Origin of the sequence: Flavobacterium sp. (assembly GCF_965277525.1) — a bacterium.
Taxonomy (GTDB): domain Bacteria; phylum Bacteroidota; class Bacteroidia; order Flavobacteriales; family Flavobacteriaceae; genus Flavobacterium.
The window spans coordinates 498552-518143 of record NZ_CBDIDC010000001.1; the positions used below are offsets into that span (position 1 = coordinate 498552).

General features: G+C 32.7%; 21 protein-coding genes. 11 read left to right on the top strand and 10 right to left on the bottom strand.

The window, feature by feature from the left end; genetic code table 11:
- The first annotated feature begins 22 nt into the window (after positions 1 to 22).
- The 5 genes from ACQY44_RS02060 to ACQY44_RS02080 all read left to right on the top strand — a co-directional run bounded on the left by ACQY44_RS02060 (position 23) and on the right by ACQY44_RS02080 (position 5765).
- A complete protein-coding gene (locus tag ACQY44_RS02060; protein ID WP_428228762.1) occupies positions 23 to 910 on the top strand; it encodes a hypothetical protein in 888 nt (295 codons plus the stop codon).
- A gap of 224 nt (positions 911 to 1134) precedes the next feature.
- Complete coding sequence (locus tag ACQY44_RS02065; RefSeq protein WP_428228763.1) at positions 1135 to 1764, top strand: TetR/AcrR family transcriptional regulator; 630 nt, start codon at positions 1135 to 1137, stop codon at positions 1762 to 1764.
- Positions 1754 to 3082: a TolC family protein gene (locus ACQY44_RS02070; protein ID WP_428228764.1), complete on the top strand. Its 1329-nt coding sequence runs from the start codon at positions 1754 to 1756 to the stop codon at positions 3080 to 3082. Before ACQY44_RS02065 ends, ACQY44_RS02070 begins: the two co-directional genes overlap by 11 nt.
- Before the next feature lie 12 nt (positions 3083 to 3094).
- Positions 3095 to 4174, top strand: coding sequence for an HlyD family secretion protein (locus ACQY44_RS02075; protein ID WP_428228765.1), 1080 nt, complete (start codon positions 3095 to 3097; stop codon positions 4172 to 4174).
- Positions 4175 to 4178: 4 nt separating this feature from the next.
- Positions 4179 to 5765 carry an MDR family MFS transporter gene (locus tag ACQY44_RS02080; protein WP_428228766.1) on the top strand — a complete coding sequence of 529 codons (1587 nt, stop codon included), beginning with the start codon at positions 4179 to 4181 and terminating at the stop codon, positions 5763 to 5765.
- A gap of 734 nt (positions 5766 to 6499) precedes the next feature.
- On the opposite strand, the gene yaaA is transcribed toward ACQY44_RS02080, so the two are convergent.
- Positions 6500 to 7258, bottom strand: a complete 759-nt coding sequence (gene yaaA, locus ACQY44_RS02085) for a peroxide stress protein YaaA (protein WP_428228767.1) — start codon at positions 7256 to 7258, stop codon at positions 6500 to 6502.
- Positions 7259 to 7655: 397 nt separating this feature from the next.
- Here yaaA and ACQY44_RS02090 point away from each other — a divergent pair, with 397 nt between their 5' ends.
- Genes ACQY44_RS02090 through ACQY44_RS02100 form a run of 3 tightly spaced genes read left to right on the top strand, consistent with a single transcriptional unit; the run spans position 7656 to position 10519 of the window.
- Positions 7656 to 8030 (top strand): GxxExxY protein, encoded by a 375-nt coding sequence (locus ACQY44_RS02090; RefSeq protein ID WP_428228768.1) that lies wholly within the window; start codon positions 7656 to 7658, stop codon positions 8028 to 8030.
- Positions 8031 to 8044: 14 nt separating this feature from the next.
- Positions 8045 to 9472 carry a CCA tRNA nucleotidyltransferase gene (locus tag ACQY44_RS02095; RefSeq protein WP_428228769.1) on the top strand — a complete coding sequence of 476 codons (1428 nt, stop codon included), beginning with the start codon at positions 8045 to 8047 and terminating at the stop codon, positions 9470 to 9472.
- A 21-nt stretch (positions 9473 to 9493) separates the two neighbouring features.
- Positions 9494 to 10519: a COX15/CtaA family protein gene (locus ACQY44_RS02100; protein ID WP_428228770.1), complete on the top strand. Its 1026-nt coding sequence runs from the start codon at positions 9494 to 9496 to the stop codon at positions 10517 to 10519.
- 179 nt (positions 10520 to 10698) lie between these two features.
- On the opposite strand, the gene ACQY44_RS02105 is transcribed toward ACQY44_RS02100, so the two are convergent.
- From ACQY44_RS02105 to ACQY44_RS02145, 9 genes are all read right to left on the bottom strand, one after another.
- Entirely contained in the window at positions 10699 to 11466 is a 768-nt protein-coding gene (locus ACQY44_RS02105) for a LytR/AlgR family response regulator transcription factor (protein WP_428228771.1), read from the bottom strand.
- 39 nt (positions 11467 to 11505) lie between these two features.
- Positions 11506 to 11874, bottom strand: a complete 369-nt coding sequence (locus tag ACQY44_RS02110) for a 2TM domain-containing protein (RefSeq protein WP_428228772.1) — start codon at positions 11872 to 11874, stop codon at positions 11506 to 11508.
- A 17-nt stretch (positions 11875 to 11891) separates the two neighbouring features.
- A complete protein-coding gene (locus tag ACQY44_RS02115) occupies positions 11892 to 12209 on the bottom strand; it encodes a 2TM domain-containing protein (RefSeq protein WP_428228773.1) in 318 nt (105 codons plus the stop codon).
- Positions 12200 to 12529 carry a 2TM domain-containing protein gene (locus tag ACQY44_RS02120; RefSeq protein ID WP_428228774.1) on the bottom strand — a complete coding sequence of 110 codons (330 nt, stop codon included), beginning with the start codon at positions 12527 to 12529 and terminating at the stop codon, positions 12200 to 12202. Before ACQY44_RS02120 ends, ACQY44_RS02115 begins: the two co-directional genes overlap by 10 nt.
- Positions 12530 to 12531: 2 nt before the next feature.
- Positions 12532 to 12831 carry a 2TM domain-containing protein gene (locus ACQY44_RS02125; RefSeq protein ID WP_428228775.1) on the bottom strand — a complete coding sequence of 100 codons (300 nt, stop codon included), beginning with the start codon at positions 12829 to 12831 and terminating at the stop codon, positions 12532 to 12534.
- Between the two features lie 2 nt (positions 12832 to 12833).
- Positions 12834 to 14192: a 2TM domain-containing protein gene (locus ACQY44_RS02130; protein ID WP_428228776.1), complete on the bottom strand. Its 1359-nt coding sequence runs from the start codon at positions 14190 to 14192 to the stop codon at positions 12834 to 12836.
- Between the two features lie 21 nt (positions 14193 to 14213).
- Positions 14214 to 14837, bottom strand: coding sequence for a hypothetical protein (locus tag ACQY44_RS02135; RefSeq protein ID WP_428228777.1), 624 nt, complete (start codon positions 14835 to 14837; stop codon positions 14214 to 14216).
- Between the two features lie 47 nt (positions 14838 to 14884).
- Positions 14885 to 15292, bottom strand: coding sequence for a DUF2141 domain-containing protein (locus tag ACQY44_RS02140; protein WP_428228778.1), 408 nt, complete (start codon positions 15290 to 15292; stop codon positions 14885 to 14887).
- 447 nt (positions 15293 to 15739) lie between these two features.
- Complete coding sequence (locus ACQY44_RS02145; RefSeq protein ID WP_428228779.1) at positions 15740 to 17905, bottom strand: TonB-dependent receptor; 2166 nt, start codon at positions 17903 to 17905, stop codon at positions 15740 to 15742.
- Positions 17906 to 18059: 154 nt separating this feature from the next.
- On the opposite strand from ACQY44_RS02145, the gene ACQY44_RS02150 reads away from it, so the two are divergent.
- The 3 genes from ACQY44_RS02150 to ACQY44_RS02160 form a co-directional block, all read left to right on the top strand.
- Positions 18060 to 18518 (top strand): DinB family protein, encoded by a 459-nt coding sequence (locus ACQY44_RS02150; RefSeq protein ID WP_428228780.1) that lies wholly within the window; start codon positions 18060 to 18062, stop codon positions 18516 to 18518.
- 35 nt (positions 18519 to 18553) lie between these two features.
- The gene (locus tag ACQY44_RS02155; protein ID WP_428228781.1) at positions 18554 to 19168 is read left to right on the top strand and encodes a hypothetical protein; all 615 of its coding nucleotides are present in this window, start codon (positions 18554 to 18556) and stop codon (positions 19166 to 19168) included.
- A 116-nt stretch (positions 19169 to 19284) separates the two neighbouring features.
- Positions 19285 to 19592 (top strand): maltose acetyltransferase domain-containing protein (locus ACQY44_RS02160; protein ID WP_428228782.1); only part of this gene is annotated, 308 nt, incomplete at its 3' end.

Below are 19592 nucleotides of genomic sequence, written 5' to 3' on the forward strand. Positions count from 1 at the left end.
ATCCGATTTGTAAAGCATATAAATGAACAATCAAAAGTATAAATGTTGGTTTTTAATTAACCCGCATAAAGGAAAAAGCAAAGTTGAAGAGCTTGAAAAACAAGCCTCGGATATCTTTCTTAATTTTATTGAAGACAAGAACTATGGCATAGAAATTAATTCTTTTCGATTTGATATTACCATCGAGAACAAAGTAAATTATGAATTACAGAGGGATTCACTATTTATGGGTTTGGCACATTTATCTGCTCATATTGATAAAAAAATCTTTGAGGAAGCAGATGAAACCGGAAAAATCAAGTTACTGCTGAATGCATCATCGTTAATGATAAAATATTTAGCCAAAAAGATGACTTTGCCCAAAACCTTTCAGTCTAAAGATTTATTCAATGATTACAGAAACTATTTAGCACAAAACAATTTCTTCCTTAAACAGGATGACAAAACTATTCTCAAACAATTTGATCCTACAGAATTTAAATTTTTAATAACTAGTAGTTTAGGAGTCCGAGAAGACAATATTTATTATAATTTGAATGAAATTCAACGCTTTATCAATAGTAAATTATCCGGACAGACGTTTGGAACCTCTATAAAATACTTTTACCTGGGTTATGAAATTTTTGATTTTACTCGTGATCATGCCAATTTTATGGCCGCAATAATGAATTTAAAAAGATTTGGAAAAAAGTTAAATTACCTATTAATGGCAAAGAAATTTGACTACAATCAACTGAAAGATTTAGTAGCCGGGCAACAATTTAAAATTTTAAAAGATGCTATTATAGAAGCAATTAATGATGTTGACCTATTAGATAAAAAACCAAAAGACTTTAACAAACCCAAATTTTTGACTTCTATGGATAAAATCCTCACTTTATATGAAAAGAAATTTATAGATCAAGAATAGGAGTTTTTACTAATACACAATCTTATTCAAAAAATAACAGAGCTGAAAAAGTCACTATCAAAGGGCTTTTTCAGCTTTTTTCATCATTGAAAAACTTCTTTTAAACGATAAATACTACAGCCAATTTACTACATGGTTTTCTGTTAATATTTTGTTAAAATAAAATTAAACAGCTGTTTAATTTAAACGCTTGTTTAATTTTGTACCCGATTAGAAAAAACAGCATGTCAAACGTTGAATTAAACGATAAAAAAATTCAGATTCTGGAAGTTGCTGAAAAGCTATTTTCTGAAAAAGGATTTGAAGGAACATCGATACGGGATATCTCAAAAGAGGCAAAAATTAACATTGCCATGGTTTCCTATTATTTTGGTTCTAAAGAACGCTTGCTCGAGGCTCTAATTCTTTACAAAACTTCTGATTTAAAATTACAACTCGAAAATTTATTTCAAGAAAATCTCGAACCTCTTGATAAAGTAAATAAATTAATCGAAATTTACATTAACAGAATTAACTGTAACAGGGGGATTTTCAGAATCTTACATTTTGAATTTACTTCCAGAAAGAAAGAACAGAACCTCATGGCATTTACAGAACTCAAAAAAGGAAATCTAAAATCACTTGAAAAAATTATTCAGGAAGGCCAGACAAAAGGTGTTTTTAGAAAGGATGTTATCATTCCGCTTATCACACCGACCATAATGGGTACTTTTTTTCATTTTCATATGAATAAATTATTCTTTCAGGATTTGCTTCAATTAAATACAGAAGCATTATACAATGATTATATTAAAACCAGTCTTACAAAGCACATTCAACAAACTATAAAAGCTCTACTTGTTTATGAAAATTAATCAATTAATGCTCTTTGGTATTTTCTTCATCGGAATTTCATCAATAGAAGCACAAGAAAAAACAAGTTTAACCTTAGACGAAGCCGTAAAAATGGCCTGGGAAAAAAGTAACGAAGTTACGCTTGCCAATACTAAGGTAAACACAAAAAAATATGAATTAAAAGAGGTTAGGAATAACCAATACCCGGATTTAAAAATTTCCGGACAATACCAGCGATTGACAAAAGCCTCAATCGATATGCATAATAGTGGTGATCAGGCCAGTTCTGACCCAATGCCATCTCCAGATCAGGCAATGCTTGGTATGGCTAATCTTAGTTTGCCAATATTTGCAGGATTTAAAATTCAGAACAGCATTAAAGCATCTGATAATTTATACGAAGCAGAAACTGCTTATGCAGCTAAAACAAAAGAAGATGTTACATTACGTGTAATCACTTATTATACGGCTTTATACAAAGCGCAAAAAACTTTAGATCTTCTAAACGAAAATCAGAAACAAGCCAAACAACGTGTTACTGATTTTACAGAATTAGAAAAAAACGGAATCATCCCGAGAAATGATTTATTGAAAGCTCAATTGCTTGTTTCCAAAACACAACTATCTATTGATGAAGCTAATAACAACATCAATAACATTAACTTTTATCTAACGACTTTACTAAAATTAGAGCCTAGTGTAAAACTTGAGGTTAATGAAGCTGATTTTTTCAATCTCAAAACAAGCAATGCACCAACATCGGATGTATTGGCATTAGAGAACAGAAAAGATTTAGAGGCGCTGCGTTTTCAACAAAAAGCAAGTGAAGCCAATGTTAAAATAGCAAAAGCAGCTTATTATCCTTCGCTTTCACTATTAGGCGGTTATACTGCTTTAGATCTTAAAGATTTTATTACTGTAAAATATGCGATGAATTTTGGGGTTGGTTTATCTTATGATTTATCAGGAATCCTTAAAAATAGTGCTAATGTAAAAGCTGCTGAAAGCAGAGCATTAGAAGTTAAAAACTCAGAAGCGGTAATGACGGACCGTATTAAAGTTGAAGTTCAAAAATCTATTGAAGATTATGACTTAGCCATCAATCAAAGTGTGGTTTATGACGAAGCGCTTCAGCAAGCTTCTGAAAATTACAGACTTGTAAAAGATAAATTTGATAATGGCTTATCAGACACTAATGACTTAGTTGAAGCTGACGTTGAACACTTAAGCGCTAAAATAAATACAGCTGTGTCTAAAGCAACTATTATTCAAAAATATTACGAATTACTTTCAGTATCAGGACAATTATCACAATCATTCAATCTTTCTAAAATATAATCGATAGCTCTCATGGAAAAGAAAAAAACAAATACTAAATTCATCATTATACTAACCGTGTTGGTTTTAGTGGGCGGAACATACGGAATAACAAAGTACTTACACTCCCAGGCTCACGAAGAAACAGATGATGCTCAGATCGAGAAAAAAATGAATCCAATTATTCCTCGAGTATCCGGATATATTAGTAAAGTGTATGTAAAAGATAATGACTTTGTAAAAAAAGGAGATACTTTATTTACTATCGATAAAAGAGATTATCAGTTAAAAATTGACGAAGCGAACGCTGCTTTACTAGCTGCTGAAGCGCAATACGAAGCCGCAAGAGCTGACATTGGAAGTGCAAATGCAAACATCTCAGTTTCTGATGCTAACATGAGATCTGCAAGCGGATCTATTGAAAGTGCAAAAATTAGATTAAGACAAATTACAAACGATTACAACCGTTACAATAATTTGTACAAAACACATACGATTACAAAACAACAATATGAGCAGGCTTTATCTGCAAAAGAAGAGGCTGAGAATCAAGTTCGCGTTTTAGAGCAACAACAAAGAGCAAGTTCTTATCAAAAATCAGTAATTCAGTCGAAATCTAAAGTTTCTGACAAACAGACTGAAGTTGCTGCTGCTAACATCAAAAAAGCAAAAACAATGCTTGATGTGGCACATTTAAATCTTAGTTACACAGTTGTAACAGCTGCAATTGATGGTCAGGTATCTAAAGTTGATATTCAGCCTGGACAATTGGTTCAACCTGGACAATCTTTATTTTACATCATCAACAACAATGAAGCGTGGGTTGTAGCGAACTTTAAGGAAACGCAATTAAACAAAATGATTATAGGACAAAAAGTAAGTTTAAAAGTTGATGCTTACCCTAACTATGAATTCAAAGGAACTGTAACTTCATTCTCTCCTGCCACAGGATCTCGTTTTTCATTATTACCACCTGATAATGCAACAGGTAACTTCGTAAAAACAATTCAGAGACTACCGGTAAAAATTAGTTTAGATCAATCAAATGATCCTGAAAAAATAAAATTACTAAGACCGGGAATGAATGTTGACGTAGATGTACATTTAAAATAATATAATGACAGCAGTACAAGGAGATGACGATTTAGTAGAATACGGTTACAGACGTGTGATTATTACGATTACCGCAGTACTTTGTGCACTGTTGGAAATTGTAGATACCACGATCGTAAACGTAGCTCTAACAGACATGCGCGGTAGCCTTGGTGCTACTTTGACTGATGTGGCTTGGGTAATTACAGCATACGCAATTGCGAATGTTATTGTAATTCCGATGACGAGTTGGCTATCCCAACAATTTGGAAGACGTAATTATTTTGTGGCCTCTATCATACTATTTACAGTCTGTTCCTTTTTATGCGGTAACGCCACTAATATTTGGGAATTAGTAGCTTTTAGGTTTGTACAAGGTATGGGTGGTGGTGCCTTGCTTGTAACAGCCCAGACTATTATAACCGAAAGTTATCCTATAGCAAAACGTGGAATGGCACAGGCTATTTACGGGATGGGTGTAATTGTTGGTCCAACTTTAGGTCCGCCTTTAGGAGGGTATTTAGTAGATAATTATTCCTGGCCTTATATATTCTATATCAATATCCCGTTAGGAATTATTGCGACTATTTTGGCACTTACTTTCGTAAGAAGCCCTAAATACGGAGAAAAATTAAAAGCCAATCAGGTTGACTGGTGGGGAATTATATTATTAGCCGCTTTTATCGGATCACTACAATTCGTTTTAGAACATGGTCAACAAGACGATTGGTTTAACGATTCTACAATCGTAACCTTAAGTGTTGTTACTGTTCTGGGATTGGTATTGTTCATCTGGAGAGAGCTAACCTATGAATTTCCAATTGTAAATCTTAGTGTTTTAAAAGATGGAAATTTAAGAATTGGAACCGTAATGTGTTTTATTCTTGGTTTCGGTTTATATGGCTCAACTTTAATTATCCCAATTTATACGCAATCTGTTTTAGGATGGACAGCAACTGATGCCGGATTATTACTGATTCCGGGTTCCATTACAACGGCGATCATGATGCCATTTGTTGGTAATATGATTCAAAAAGGAGTTCCGCAAGGTTATATGGTTGGAGTTGGATTTTTAGTATTCTTCTTTTTTACCTTTATGATGCAGACGCGCATGACACCGGATACAGGTGTTGAACACATGTACTGGCCTTTAATTCTAAGAGGAATTGGGTTAGGATTGCTTTTCGTACCTATTACTACACTTTCTCTTTCTACCTTAAAAGGAAAACATATTGGTGAAGGTGCTGCTTTTACAGGTATGATGAGACAATTAGGAGGTTCATTTGGTATTGCAATTATTACGACATTTATCACTCGTCTAAGCCAGGAACACAGAGTTAATTTATTAACAAATTTAGACCCTGCAAATTATCAGGTTCAACAACGCATATTGGGAATGCAAAAAGCATTTGAAGCTAAAGGATATAGTGCTGATGTTGCCCTTAAAAAAGCCTATCAGGCAATAGAATATTCAGTAATGAAACAAAGTACCGTAATGTCATACATTGATATTTTCATGTACCTGGGAATCATGTTCTTATGTTGCATTCCGATTATATTTTTCATTAAAAAAGGAAAAAACAAAATTAATCCTGCTGATGCAATGCATTAATAATAATTGTTTATAATACGAAAAAGCCGGGCTAAAAATAGCCCGGCTTTTTTATTTTATATGATATGGAACATAATTTGAAAGGATTAAAATGTCTACGTACGATATGTTCTAAATCTGAAGGGATTGAAATCCCTTCCTACAATATGGCCCGAGTCTCCGACTCTCTACAAAAACAACTCTCTAGTGGAAACTTAGAAACTCAGACTCTTAGCAGCTTCAAAAAAAAACCCGCACCTTTGTACATCAAAAGAAGGGATTGAAATCCCTCCCTACAATATGGCCCGAGTCTCCGACTCTCTACAAAAACAACTCTCTAGTAGAAACTTAGAAACTTAGCAACTCAGACTCTTAGCAACTTCAAAAAAAACTCTGCACCTTTGTCACTTTGAACCTTTGTCCCTCAAAAAGAAGGGATTAAAATCCCTCCCTACATTATGGACTGAGTCTCCGACTCTCTACTGAAAAACAACTCTCTAGTGGAAACTTAGAAACTTAGCAACTCAGACTCTTAGCAGCTTCAAAAAAAACTCTGCACCTTTGTCACTTTGAACCTTTGTACATCAAAAGAAGGGATTAAAATCCCTCCCTACAATATGGACTGAGTCTCCGACTCTCTGATGAAAAACAACTCTCTAGTGGAAACTTAGAAACTTAGCAACTCAGACTCTTAGCAGCTTCAAAAAAAAACTCTGCACCTTTGTCACTTTGAACCTTTGTCCCTCCCTAAAAAATTATCTTGTAAACACCAAATGATTATCTTTTGAAAGATTAGCATCAAACTGATATCCTTCATAATTGAAACCTTTTAAGTCATCAATAGTTTCTGCATTGGTATCGATAATATAACGAACCATCATACCTCTTGCCTTTTTCGCAAAGAAACTTATGATCTTAAGTTTTCCGTCTTTGTAATCTTTAAAATCAGGAGTGATCACAGGGACTTTTAAAGCTTTTACGTCTACAGCCGAAAAATATTCATTACTCGCTAAATTCACAAACAACTCCCCTTTTTCAAGTTCTTTATTTAGGGCTTTAGTAACGGTTGGTTTCCAAAATTCATGTAGATTTTTGTATTCACCAATTGGCAATTTTGTTCCCATTTCGAGACGATAAGCCTGCATTAAATCAAGCGGTTTTAAAATTCCGTAAAGTCCGGATAAAATTCTAAGTTTACTTTGTAAAACTTCTAATTTCTCAAGCGGAATTGTATAGGCATCTAAACCGGTATATACATCTCCGTCAAAAGTATAAATTGCCGGCCGGGCATTTTCCGGAGTAAAAGGTGTTTTCCAATCCTGGTTGCGTTTCCAGTTTAAATCTGATAATTTATCTGAAATTGACATTAGTTCAGATAACTCAGCGGGCTTTTTTTCTTTTAAAACTTTATGAACCTGACGTGCTTCTTTCAAAAAAGCAGGTTCTGTATATTGGGGTGTTGGTAATTCTTTTTCGAAATTTAAGGACTTCGCCGGCGATATAACAATTTTCATGTGTGCGTTTTTATAGAATTCAAAAATACAAATTGAATTGCTAAAAATAAGAGATCGTAATTGATTTGTTTTATGATGCTATAAATGTTTTTTGCTACTTTTTTTTGCCACGAATTCACGAATTTCTTTTTTAAATTGACTATGATTCGTGAAATTCGACGCAATCTTATTTTGTTTTAATAAAATTTGATACCTGAAACTGTGAATTTATTCAAAAAAGTGAACGATAGATTATAATAGGCATTTTCTATGTTGTAAATTTGCAGCTATAAAATTCCAAATAACATTTCAATATAAAATTGAAAGTTGTATTCTAAATATTAGCCACGAATTCACGAATTAACTTTTTTTAAATTAATTATAAAAATTCGTGAATTCGTGGCGAAAAATTTAGATCATGACAAAAATATTATATCAACTGGAAAGTTATCAAATAATGGGAATTTTATTTGATGTTCATAGAAATTTAGATGGATGTTTTTCTGAAATCGTTTATAAAGACGCTTTAGAATATGAATTTAGAAAAGCAAATATTCCATTTGAAAGAGAAAAAGAATATTTAGTAAATTATAAAGACATTATATTGAATCAAAGATTTTATGCTGATTTTGTTTTGTTTGATAAAATTATACTTGAAATAAAATCAAGTGATTTTCTGCATCCCAAACACATTTCACAATGTCTAAATTATCTAAAAGTTTCTAAAACCAATTTGGCAATTTTAGCAAACTTTAATTCTGTTTCACTTGAATATAAACGTATTATTTTATAAAAATTAGTGAATTCGTGGCTATACAAACAAACTATAAAACAGCTTTACAACATAAAATCTTCGGAGTTATTTCGAAAGCATCTCAGGAACTTAATGTCGACACTTACGTTATTGGCGGTTTTGTTCGGGATTTGCTTTTAAACCGGGGTTCTAAAAAAGACATTGATGTTGTTGCTGTTGGTAGCGGGATCGAATTGGCTTTGAAAGTTTCTGAACTTCTTCCTAAAAAACCAAAAGTGCAGGTATTTAAAACTTACGGAACAGCAATGTTGCGTTTTGAAGATACGGACATTGAGTTTGTTGGTGCAAGAAAAGAATCTTATAATTTTGACAGCAGAAATCCTATTGTTGAAAACGGAACTCTCGAAGACGATCAAAATCGTCGTGATTTCACCATCAATGCTTTGGCTTTATCCTTAAATGAAAAAACATTTGGTGATCTTTCCGATCCTTTTAATGGATTGGCCGATTTAGAAAATAAAACGATCAAAACACCTTTAGATCCAAGTATTACATATTCTGATGATCCTTTGCGAATGCTTCGTGCGATTCGCTTTGCTAATCAGCTGGGTTTTGAAATCGAAAAAAACTCTCTTGATGCGATTACAAAAAATGCAGAGAGAATCAATATTATTTCTGGAGAGCGCATTGTTGACGAATTGAATAAAATTCTTTCTACAGATAAACCTTCTGTTGGATTTTTACTTTTATATCAAACCGGACTTTTAGATATTATTCTTCCTGAATTAACAGCTTTAAATCAGGTGGAGGAAATTGAAGGTCATACTCATAAAAACAATTTTTACCATACACTTGAGGTAGTTGATAATATTTGCCCCAATACAGATGATGTCTGGTTGCGTTGGTCGGCATTGTTACATGATATTGGAAAAGCACCAACAAAACGTTTCAACAAAAAGCAAGGCTGGACTTTTCACGGACATGAGTTTTTAGGTGGTAAAATGGCAAAGAAAATATTCGAACGCTTGCACATGCCATTAAATCATAAAATGAAATTTGTACAAAAAATGGTGATCATGAGTTCGCGCCCAATTGTTTTGGCTCAGGATATTGTAACGGATAGCGCGGTGCGTCGTTTGGTTTTTGATGCAGGTGAAGATGTCGAAGATTTAATGACGTTGTGCGAAGCAGATATTACAACTAAGAACCCTGCAAAATTTAAAAAATACCATAAGAATTTTGACATCGTTCGCAAGAAAATTGTTGAAGTAGAAGAACGAGATCATGTTCGTAATTTTCAACCGCCAATTTCCGGTGAAGAAATTATGGAAATCTTTGATTTAAAACCTTCGCGTGAAATTGGTGTTTTGAAAGAAGCGGTTAAAGAAGCTATTTTAGAAGGTGATATCCCTAATGAATATCAGGCTGCTTATGATTTTATAATTAAAAGAGCAGAAAAACTTGGATTAAAAAAAGTGTAAGAATAAGAAGTATTTAATAAAATGAAAAAAGAGAATAAATCAGTAATCATTTGGTTACTATCCGGTTGTGTTTTATTGTTTTTAATGGTCGTTGTTGGCGGAATTACCCGTTTGACAAATTCAGGATTATCAATGACGGATTGGCATTTGGTAACGGATACCTTCCCTCCTTTGACGGATGCAAAATGGAATGAAGCTTTTGAACAATACAAGAAGTTTCCTGAGTATCAAAAAATTAATATTCACAATGATTTTCAGTTAGCAGATTATAAATTTATTTACTTCTGGGAATGGTTCCACCGTTTTATTGGTCGTATCATTGGTTTGGTTTTCTTTGTTCCTTTTGTTTATTTCTTAATCAGAAAGAAATTAGATAAATCTACCATCAAAAAATGCATCGTTCTTCTGGCAATGGGAGGATTTCAGGGATTTTTAGGTTGGTTTATGGTTCGAAGCGGATTAATTGACAATCCGGATGTCAGCCATTTTAGACTATCATTACACCTTACTTTTGCGTTTATCACTTTCGCTTATACGTTATGGGTTGCATTAGATTTAATCTATCCGGAAAGAACGATTACCAAAGTGATTCCGCTTCGTAATATCGCACGATTTGCCTTAGTAGCACTATTAATTCAAATTATTTATGGTGGTTTTGTAGCGGGTTTAAATGCCGGATTAATTCATAATCACTGGCCTTTGATGAGTGACGGGCAATTTATTCATGACTCTGTTTTTATTGAACAGCCTACTTTAGTAAAAAACTTAATCGAAGGAAAAAGTGGTGTTCAGTTTGTTCATAGAACTTTTGCCTATGTTGTTGTCGCTTTTATTTTGTTTTTATATTATAAAAGCGCTAAATTTTCGCTTACAAGAACACAATCAAATGGAGTAAAAACTTTAGTCGTTTTTGTATTTATTCAATTTGCATTAGGCGTTTTTACCCTTTTATATAGTGTTCCATTGGCTTTAGGATTAATTCACCAGATTATGGCTTTTTTCCTTTTGAGTGCCATGACTTTTACTTTGCACAGATTGAGCAAATAGATAAACATTAAAAACAAAAATATCCTTCATTCGAAGGATATTTTTGTTTTTAATATATTTTCAAAATTTTGATATTCGTTTCTTAAACCTCATTAATCCCGATGGCTATCGGGACAGCCCTACAATATGAATCGAGCCGGTGGCTCTTTAATCTTTTGATGAATTCTGGATGAATAAATCTATCCCAACCAATTTTTAAAATCCTGTACCTTTTCGCGACTTACAACAACCTCATCTTCTTTATAAGTTGGCAGAATAACTTTGAGACGAGAGTTGGTATAGACCTGAATTTCTTTTATCGCCGTAAGCGGAACAATAAATTTTCTGCTTACGCGAAAGAAATCTTTCTTATCTAACTCCTGTTCCAGAATTTCTAAAGTAGAATCAATTAAATAATTTCTATTATCGAAAGTATGAATATAGGTTCCCTTGTTTTCACTAAAGAAACATTCGATTTCATCTGTATTGATTACTTTTAGATGTTGCCCAATTTTAACGGTAAATCGTTTCTTGTAAATCTTTTCAAAAGGATTTGATAACATTTGCCGAATTTGCTCAAAATCAAGCTGAAGATTTTGATTACCTGGATTTACTTTCGGAATTCGGGTTTTAAATTTAGTAACCGCTACTTCCAGATCATCTTGGTCAATAGGTTTTAGAAGATAATCGATACTATTTAATTTAAACGCTTTTAGAGCATATTCATCATAAGCTGTTGTAAAAATAATAGCACTTTGAATGTTTATCTTTTCGAAAATTTCAAACGACAAACCATCTGATAACTGAATATCAAGAAAAATTAAATCCGGATGTTCGTTATTACTGAACCAGTGAACTGATTCTTCGACAGAGTGCAACATGGTTTCTACAGCAATATCAAGCTTTTCGAGTTTACGTTGCAGTAATCTCGCTGCCGGTTTTTCGTCTTCTATAATTAATGTGGTCATTTAATTCGATGCAAAAAATTGAAAAAATTTAATTTAAAATTACTCCCATTTATTCTTATTCTGAGCTTCTTTCTCCATGTATTTCTGGATTTTTTTTTGCTCCCAGTCTTTACTAAAGAAAATATCAGATCCAAATACACTGAACGCATGCATCAGCAACGCTATTCCCCAATAAAATGCTGTCGAATAAATTTCCCAATCTCTAAAACCTCTTATTTCAAAATGGTTTCCTACATAACCTTTATTCAAACTAGAAATAATAATAAAAGCATTTACTATAATATATACTTTCAAATGTGAATAAAAGCCTTTAATTCTTTTTACTTTTCTATACGCTATATTATAACTTTCGTCTGTACTAAATTCATGTCTGTAATCCTCATACATTCGTTGTCTAAATCGTCCCATTTTTATTTTCGTTTAAATTATTGCCATTTATTTTTACCTTCTCTTTCTTTTTCCATCAGTTCTTTAATTTTTCGTTCTTCCCAATCTTTTCCAAGAACCGGAAATACTTCAAAAACCTTCAATCCGTGAAAAACAACTCCAAATCCCCACCACATTAGCGGCCAGTAAAACCATAAATGTTCTGGCGAAGTATATAAATTGATAAAAATCAAAACCGTGTTTACCATTAAAAAAGAAGTAAGATTTCCATAAAATCCTTTAATTCTTTCCACTTTCTTTTTAGCCAGGTAGTATTTATCCTCTTCATTATAATTTACTTCCATGATTACTCCCATTTTTGTTTTTTTGTTTTTTTCTCTAAAATACTTTTCATCTTACGTTCTTCCCATTCTTCTCCAAAAATCCTGAATGATACCAATATGTCAATTGCAGAAACTAAGAAGAAAACAGTCCAGACTCCCATTACAAACAGATTGATATGTTTTAAAGGGAAGAAATTAAACGGAACTCCGAAATATTCCTTCAGAATAAAAAATATCACTCCTATAGCATAAACAAACATGTGCGAATAAAAAGCTTTCAGTTTTACCACTTTTTTACTTGCCATTTTCTGAAGTTCGAATTCTTCCGGATCGTTATTAAAATTGGTCTTCATACCTATTTCCACGTTGGTTTGTTTTCCTTTTCTAAAATTTCTCTAATCTTTCGTTCTTCCCATTCTTTATTAAAAAACGGTGAGTACTCAAAAGCTTTAAATCCGTGTAAAACGATTGCTATCCCCCAACCCATCAGCGACCATATAAACCACAAATAACCAGGTGAAGTCATAATATTTACCACTATTACAATAGGATTACAAAGAAGATAAACCGTCAAATGCTGGTAAAACTTCTTAATTTCTTCTACTTTTTTTTGGGCCTGATAATAACGTTCCGCATCAGTATAATTTGTTTCCATAACTACTTCCAGGTTTGCTTATTATTTTCTTTCTGTAAAATCTCTCTTATTTTTCGTTCTTCCCAGTCTGAGCTGTAACCAAAAACTTTAAAAGCATGCATTACAACTCCGAATCCCCAACCTAAAGCCGAAAACCAAAACCACTGAAATCCAGGAGAATATCTCAAATTTATAAAAACTAAAAATGGAATTACACAACAATATGAAATAACATTACCGTAAAAACCTTTTAATTCTTCTACTCTTTTTTTAGCTCTGAAATACGCTTTATTTTCATCGCTATATTCTGCACTTGCTTCCATAACTGCAATTTGTTTGGTTAAGATTGGGATTTTAACTGTGAAATTTTGCTCATTCTGCTCTATCAATACTTTTCTATTCGTAATAATTCCGTATCGATTTACAATATTTTGCAATCCTACTCCTTGCCTGTCCTGCAAAACTTCTTTCTTTTGAAAATCGTTTTGTATAGCTAAATAATCTCCATCAACAAAAATCCTGATATGCAATGGTTTTTGTTCGCTTACTACATTGTGTTTAACCGTATTTTCCAACAAAAGCTGCAATGATAACGGAACTACTTTTGCATCCGGATTTATATTTGCTGTTGGCAGTTCGTAAAACAAACTATTTTCGAAACGCATCTTCAACAAATTCATATACGTTTTTGCAAATGATAATTCATCTTCTACCGAAACCAGTTCTTTGTCTTTTTGTTCCAGAACATAGCGGTAAATCTTAGACAATGAAGTAGTGAAGCGCTGCGCATTATCCGGATTTTCTTCGATCAGAGAACTTAAAACATTTAAGCTGTTAAAAAGAAAATGCGGATCGATTTGATTTTTTAAACTTTCGAATTTAGCATTTGCTGTTCCTGCAATTATCTTTTGTTGTGTGATCTCAAATTTTGAAGCCCTTTTCCATTGCACCATAAAACTTCTGGCTTGCATGAAAGTCGAAACTCCCAGAGCCAGCATGATATAAAACAAATGTATCCAGATCATTCTTTCGCTAAAGAATTTATCTAAAGGCAGGTTCTGGAGATAAACAAAAATGTAATAATTGATTCCTAAAACTACCGGAACCGTGTAGAAAACTGTCACCAAAATTCCGTAATATACCCTTAAGTTGGTCTGCTCTAACCAATCCCATTTTTTATCCAGCAAAACATTGATATATCCATTTCCAAAACCTACCAGAAAAGAATACAAACTGCTGATAAAAAAAGTGATAAGAACATTTTGAATATTTAAATCTTTTCCTAAACAAGCTGAAAATATGATGGTAAAGATCACAGAAATTTTGAATGAGACAATTGTTCCACTTTTCAAATCTGAATATGTACTTTTATGATCCTTCATTACAATCAGCTTATATTAATTTTATTTTTTACAATTTTTTTGAGTTTCCAAAGCTCTGTCTAAACCCCATTTTGGAGAAAAAGGCGTTGCCGGTTTAAAAGTAGCGAAAAGTTCAACAGCTTTATCAACTTGAGCACAAAGTGGTTTTGTGTCAACACCGGACCATTTTGCCCCACCAATCTGATAATCAGCTTCACCAAAAACAATTCTTGGATTATTTGGGTCTATTGCTTTTCCTTTTGCGTAAGCTTCCATTACTTTAGCCGAATATTTCATTCCGTTGGTCATTGGATCTGCTACTACCCAGGCCGTATAAATCAAAGCCTGCAAGGCATACAACTCAGCATTGTTTTGATCTTTTATTAGTTCAACATCCAATGCGTCTTGTGCTTTGGTCAATAACAAATCAATTTTTGTTTTGTCTTTTTCACTAAAAGCCGACGTAGTATTGATTAAAGCTACATAATAGTTAGGCAAATAACTTGTTTTTTCTGCTGCGGCAATTCTTTCGAACAAGGCCGAAGCTTCTGTGTTTTTTCCTTCTTTCCAAAGCCCAAAAGCTTTTCCCATTCCTTGTTCAAATTGAGTTTGTGCAGAACTTATTACTACTACAAGTAATGTCGCCAAAGTGATAATTTTTTTCATTATTTTAAGTAATTTAAATGGTTATTTTTAAAGTGTTTAGTTATTATTTATAATGCAATTTCAATTTTTGAATCTTTATTAACAACAAATTTAGCATCTTTATAAGCAGGAGGTCCCATAAATCCTTTTGCATTGTTTGAAGCCGCATAATCTTCAGAAGGTATTCCCATTGCGTTTTTATCCAGTTTTCCGTTTTTGTTTTCATCGTGATACGTTGAAATGGCATATTCTCCGGCAGGAATACCAATAAATGTTACGGTAGCCTGATTATTTTTAATTTCTGAAACCATGCTTTTATAAGTCGTTTTAAGAAATGTTTCATCTGAATTGTACAAACCTACTTTAACGACTCCTGTATTGTTTTTTACGCCTGAAACTGAAACAGTAAGATTTACATTTTGAGCAGAGATTAAACTGCAGATAAATAATGTGATTATTGTAATAATTTTGGTCATGAGTTCTTTTTTTTAAGGTTCTGAGTTACTAAGGTTCTGAGTGTCTAAGTTTTTTTTTTTGATGATTAAAACTCTGATTATAATTTTGAGTCTCTAAGTTTTTAAGGAGCTAATTATCTAAGTTTTTTTCTTAGTGTATTAGTAACTTATTTTCTTATTATTTATACTTCAAAAGTAGGTTCCTTTTTATTCTTTTAAAATTAAATAATACTGAGTTGTTGATTTTGATGACTGAATTGTTTTTTTTGAGGAACAGAGGTTCAGAGTTACAAAGGTTTAAAGGTTTTATTCTTTAACTTCAAAGGCTCAAAGCGACAAAAGTTCAAAGTATACAAACAAGTTATTTAATTCTAAAGCTTTGTTAAGTACTTATTTAGTTAGATTTTTTTAAACACAATATTGGAAAGCCTTTGTTCCTCTGAACTTTTGTAACTTTGAACCTTCCTCCTATAAGTTTTTCAATTGATTCTCATTCTTATTGTCACTGATTGTCCAGAAGAAACCTACGAAGAAAAATCGATCTGCGGTTGGCACAACAGGTTGTCTGTTGTAAACTCCGTTTGCGTCCGGTAATTTAGCATAATCGTATCCATATACATTTTGAGTTCCCAATACATTCGAAACAGAAAAGTATAGAATTTTTTGTGTGGTTAACAAATATGCCCAGTTGAAACTCAAACTATTGTAGGATTTTGTTTTTCCGTTCATGAATTGCGTTTGGTTTGGATCATTATATGGGCGTCCTGAACTATAACTGTTGGTGAACCCTATTTGCGATTTCCAATCAGTAATAAAATATTTGGTTACAATGGACAAACTGTGATTGGCAATAAAATTAGGAGTGGCCATTGTTGGGAAATTTTTGTATTGTCTTTCTGAATCTATGTAAGAATAAGAAATCCAATATTCAAGGTTTTTATATAAATTGCTGTCTCTCCAAAACAAATCCAGTCCTTTTGCATATCCTGATCCCTTATTATTGAAAACCGAATTGTACTGAATATCTTTTGTATCATATTGAACCAAGTTACTATAATCTTTATAATAAGCTTCGGCTCTAAAAGTCTGACCAGGTCTGGTAAATTGATAATTTAAAATATAATGTCTTGCTTTCTCACTTTCGAACTGATGGTATTTAGAATATTTAATATAATCAACCACCGGAGTCTGAGAAAAATCACCGTAAGCAAATGAAAACTGACTACTTTTAGACACTTTATAAGCCATTGAAGCTCTTGGTGCAATATTAGTTTCATCCAGTAAACTATTATTCGAAAGACGAAAACCTACTTTCATTGCCAGCTTTTTCGAGAACAAAATATCGCCTTCGGTATAAAAAGCTGCAATATTGGAGTCGTAACCGTTTGTCGCCTTTATCGAAATATTATCATTAAAATTTTCATTGTATTTGGTTATAAAATAATCAGCTCCAAAAGACAGTTTAAAATAGTTCGAGATATTTTTTCTCAACTTCAATTTCAATTGTGCAGCATTTTCGTTGCTATCGACATCATTGATATCATATTTGATTTTGTTGTTGCTATAACCGTAACTAACTCCTGTAGTAATTTGCCATCCGGTTCCAAAATCTCCTTTATAGGAAGCATTAAAATAAAGATTATTATTGTTTAAATCTGTTCTGACCGGATTTACAAAATTTACGTTTTTTTGGTTTAAATCGAATTTTTCAGCATCAAAAGCAGCGTACAATTTCAAAATTCCTCTTTCAAAATGATACCTGTAAACCGCTTCACCACCCAAAGACTGATACGGATTGTTCCAGTCTACATTTTGAGGAATTACCGCCTGGTAAGGCGCCAAATTTATATAACTGGTATTGATACTAAACGAGCTTTTTTTCCATTTTTGCGTGTTTCCAATTCCTAAACCCACGGTCATTAAAGAAATATCCGTTTTATTCTGGTCTGGTTCATCTTGCGTATTCAATAGCAAAACACTTGACAAAGCTTCGCCATATTCAGCAGAATATCCTCCGGTAGAAAAAGCAATTCCGCTAAATAAAAAAGGCGAAAATCTGCTTCTGGTTGGCAAATTATTCGTTGTTGCGCCGTAGGGTTGTGCGACACGAAGTCCGTCTACAAAAGTTTGTGTTTCGCTGGCTTCACCTCCACGAACAAACAAACGTCCGTCCTCGCCAACAGTTTGAGTTCCTGGCAAGGTTTGCAAAGCCGCTATAATATTTCCAGCGGATCCCGCCGTGGTCACAATATCTAAAGGTTTTAGAACTGAAACCCTCGCTTTATCACCAGATTCTAATGTTCCGGCGGTAATTACAACAGCATCAAGGGCATTTACATTTTCTCTTAATTTTACAGTTTGATCTTTAAAATTGGTAACATCAATTTCTTTTTTGAAAGTTTCGAAAAGTAAAAAACTTATTATTATATTCTGATTTCCTGTTGCAGTTGTTTCAAAAGAAAAATCTCCTGTCTCAGAACTGGTAGCTCCGTCATAAGTTCCGTCTAAATAAATATTGGCACCCGGAACCGGTTTCCCTTTTTGATCTGTTACTTTACCCGAAATGGTATTTTGAGCAAAAAGCAAAGCTGTAAAAAGTAAAAAGGTAGTGGTAAAAAGTAATTTGGTTTTCATACCTGTTGATTTATGTATTATGGTTTTTGGTGATGCAAATATATTTTAACAGTTTTTGTTAAAAAATATTAAATAACCCAATTGTAGAATTTCGAGGATGAGTTGTAAAATACTTATTTGTATCTTAGCTTTTAAGTTTTAAAAACGATCTATCATGTCAGAAAGCAAAAGAATTTCGAATCTATATCAATCCATTTATAATGGAAATCCATGGCTGGAGGTTAATTTGGCAAATACTTTAGAAAATGTAACTGCGGAACAGGCTTACAGAAAAATAAATCCCAATTTAAACACGATTTGGGAAATTGTCAATCATTTGATACAATGGAGAAGAAACATTTTAAGACGTGTTCAGGGCGAAATACTTACGGCACCCGACCACAATTATTTTGTTCCCGTTTTAGATTCATCTGAGGCTGCCTGGGAACAATCTCTTCAAAACCTGGGAAAATCACAAGAGTTATGGAATACTTTTTTTGATGATTTTGATGATGCCGATTTAGAAAAAATTTACGTTAATAATGATCATACGTATTACGAACATATTCATGGAATTATTCAGCATGATGTTTATCATTTAGGACAAATTGTTATTTTAAAGAAACTTTTGTAAAACTAAACAACAGCTGCAACAACCCGGAATATAAAATGAAAAACTTTGAGAAATTACAAAATTTACTTCCTTTAGGATATCTTTTTCTTATACTTTTAGGAATAGCAAAAGAAGCTATATTTTATTATCAGATTGGAATAAACATTATTAGATATTCTTCTATCATGGACATTTTAATTAGTCCAATAGCAGCAATGACTTCGCATCCTGTCTTTTTTATAACAATATCGGTATTGTTTGTTTTCTTTTATAATCTGCCGCAAATATTGCTTAAAAACGAAAAGAGAAAATGGCTATACAAAATGGTTGGTATAGAGAGCGACAATAATCTGTTTACATTATCCCAAGAGGAAAAAAAAGAATATTGCGATACGCTTTCTCTAAAATTTCTTGGTATTTTTTTAATCTCTTTTTTTCTGGGATATGGATTTGCAGATGGTAGATTTGTTTCTAAAAAAATAAAAAACAACCAATTGCATTATGATTACAAGTTGAACTTTAATGATGAAAAATCTGAAAGCGTTTACATAATAGGATCCAATACGGCGTATTATTTCTATTTATCAAAAGGAGACCAAATTATAAAAATTGCCCCTGTAAGTTCGATTAAGAACTTGGAATTAGTAAAAAACAGGATGTTGGATAAATAATAATATAAAAGCTATTTACTCAAATCCAAATTAACATCCTGGTATTCCGGCTTCACTTTACAGGAAGCCTGAAAAATAGCTAAAAAAATACCAGGAAAAAAATATATTCCTATTTTATGAAAACAGAAAAAGAAAAAATGATTTCGGGAGAATATTACCTTGCAGGAGACCCTGTTTTAGTAAAAGAACGCCGAAAAGCTAAAAATTTGCTACATCGCTTAAACGTAACTGAATATAGAGTAACGAAAAAAGCCAAACTGATTCTGGAAGAATTAATTCCGAATACAGGAAAGAGTTTTTATATCGAACCTCCCTTTCATTGTGATTACGGTTACAATATCTTTTGCGGTGATAACGTTTATTTTAATGTAAACTGTGTTGTTCTGGATTGTGCTCCGGTAAATATTGGATCAAATGTATTTTT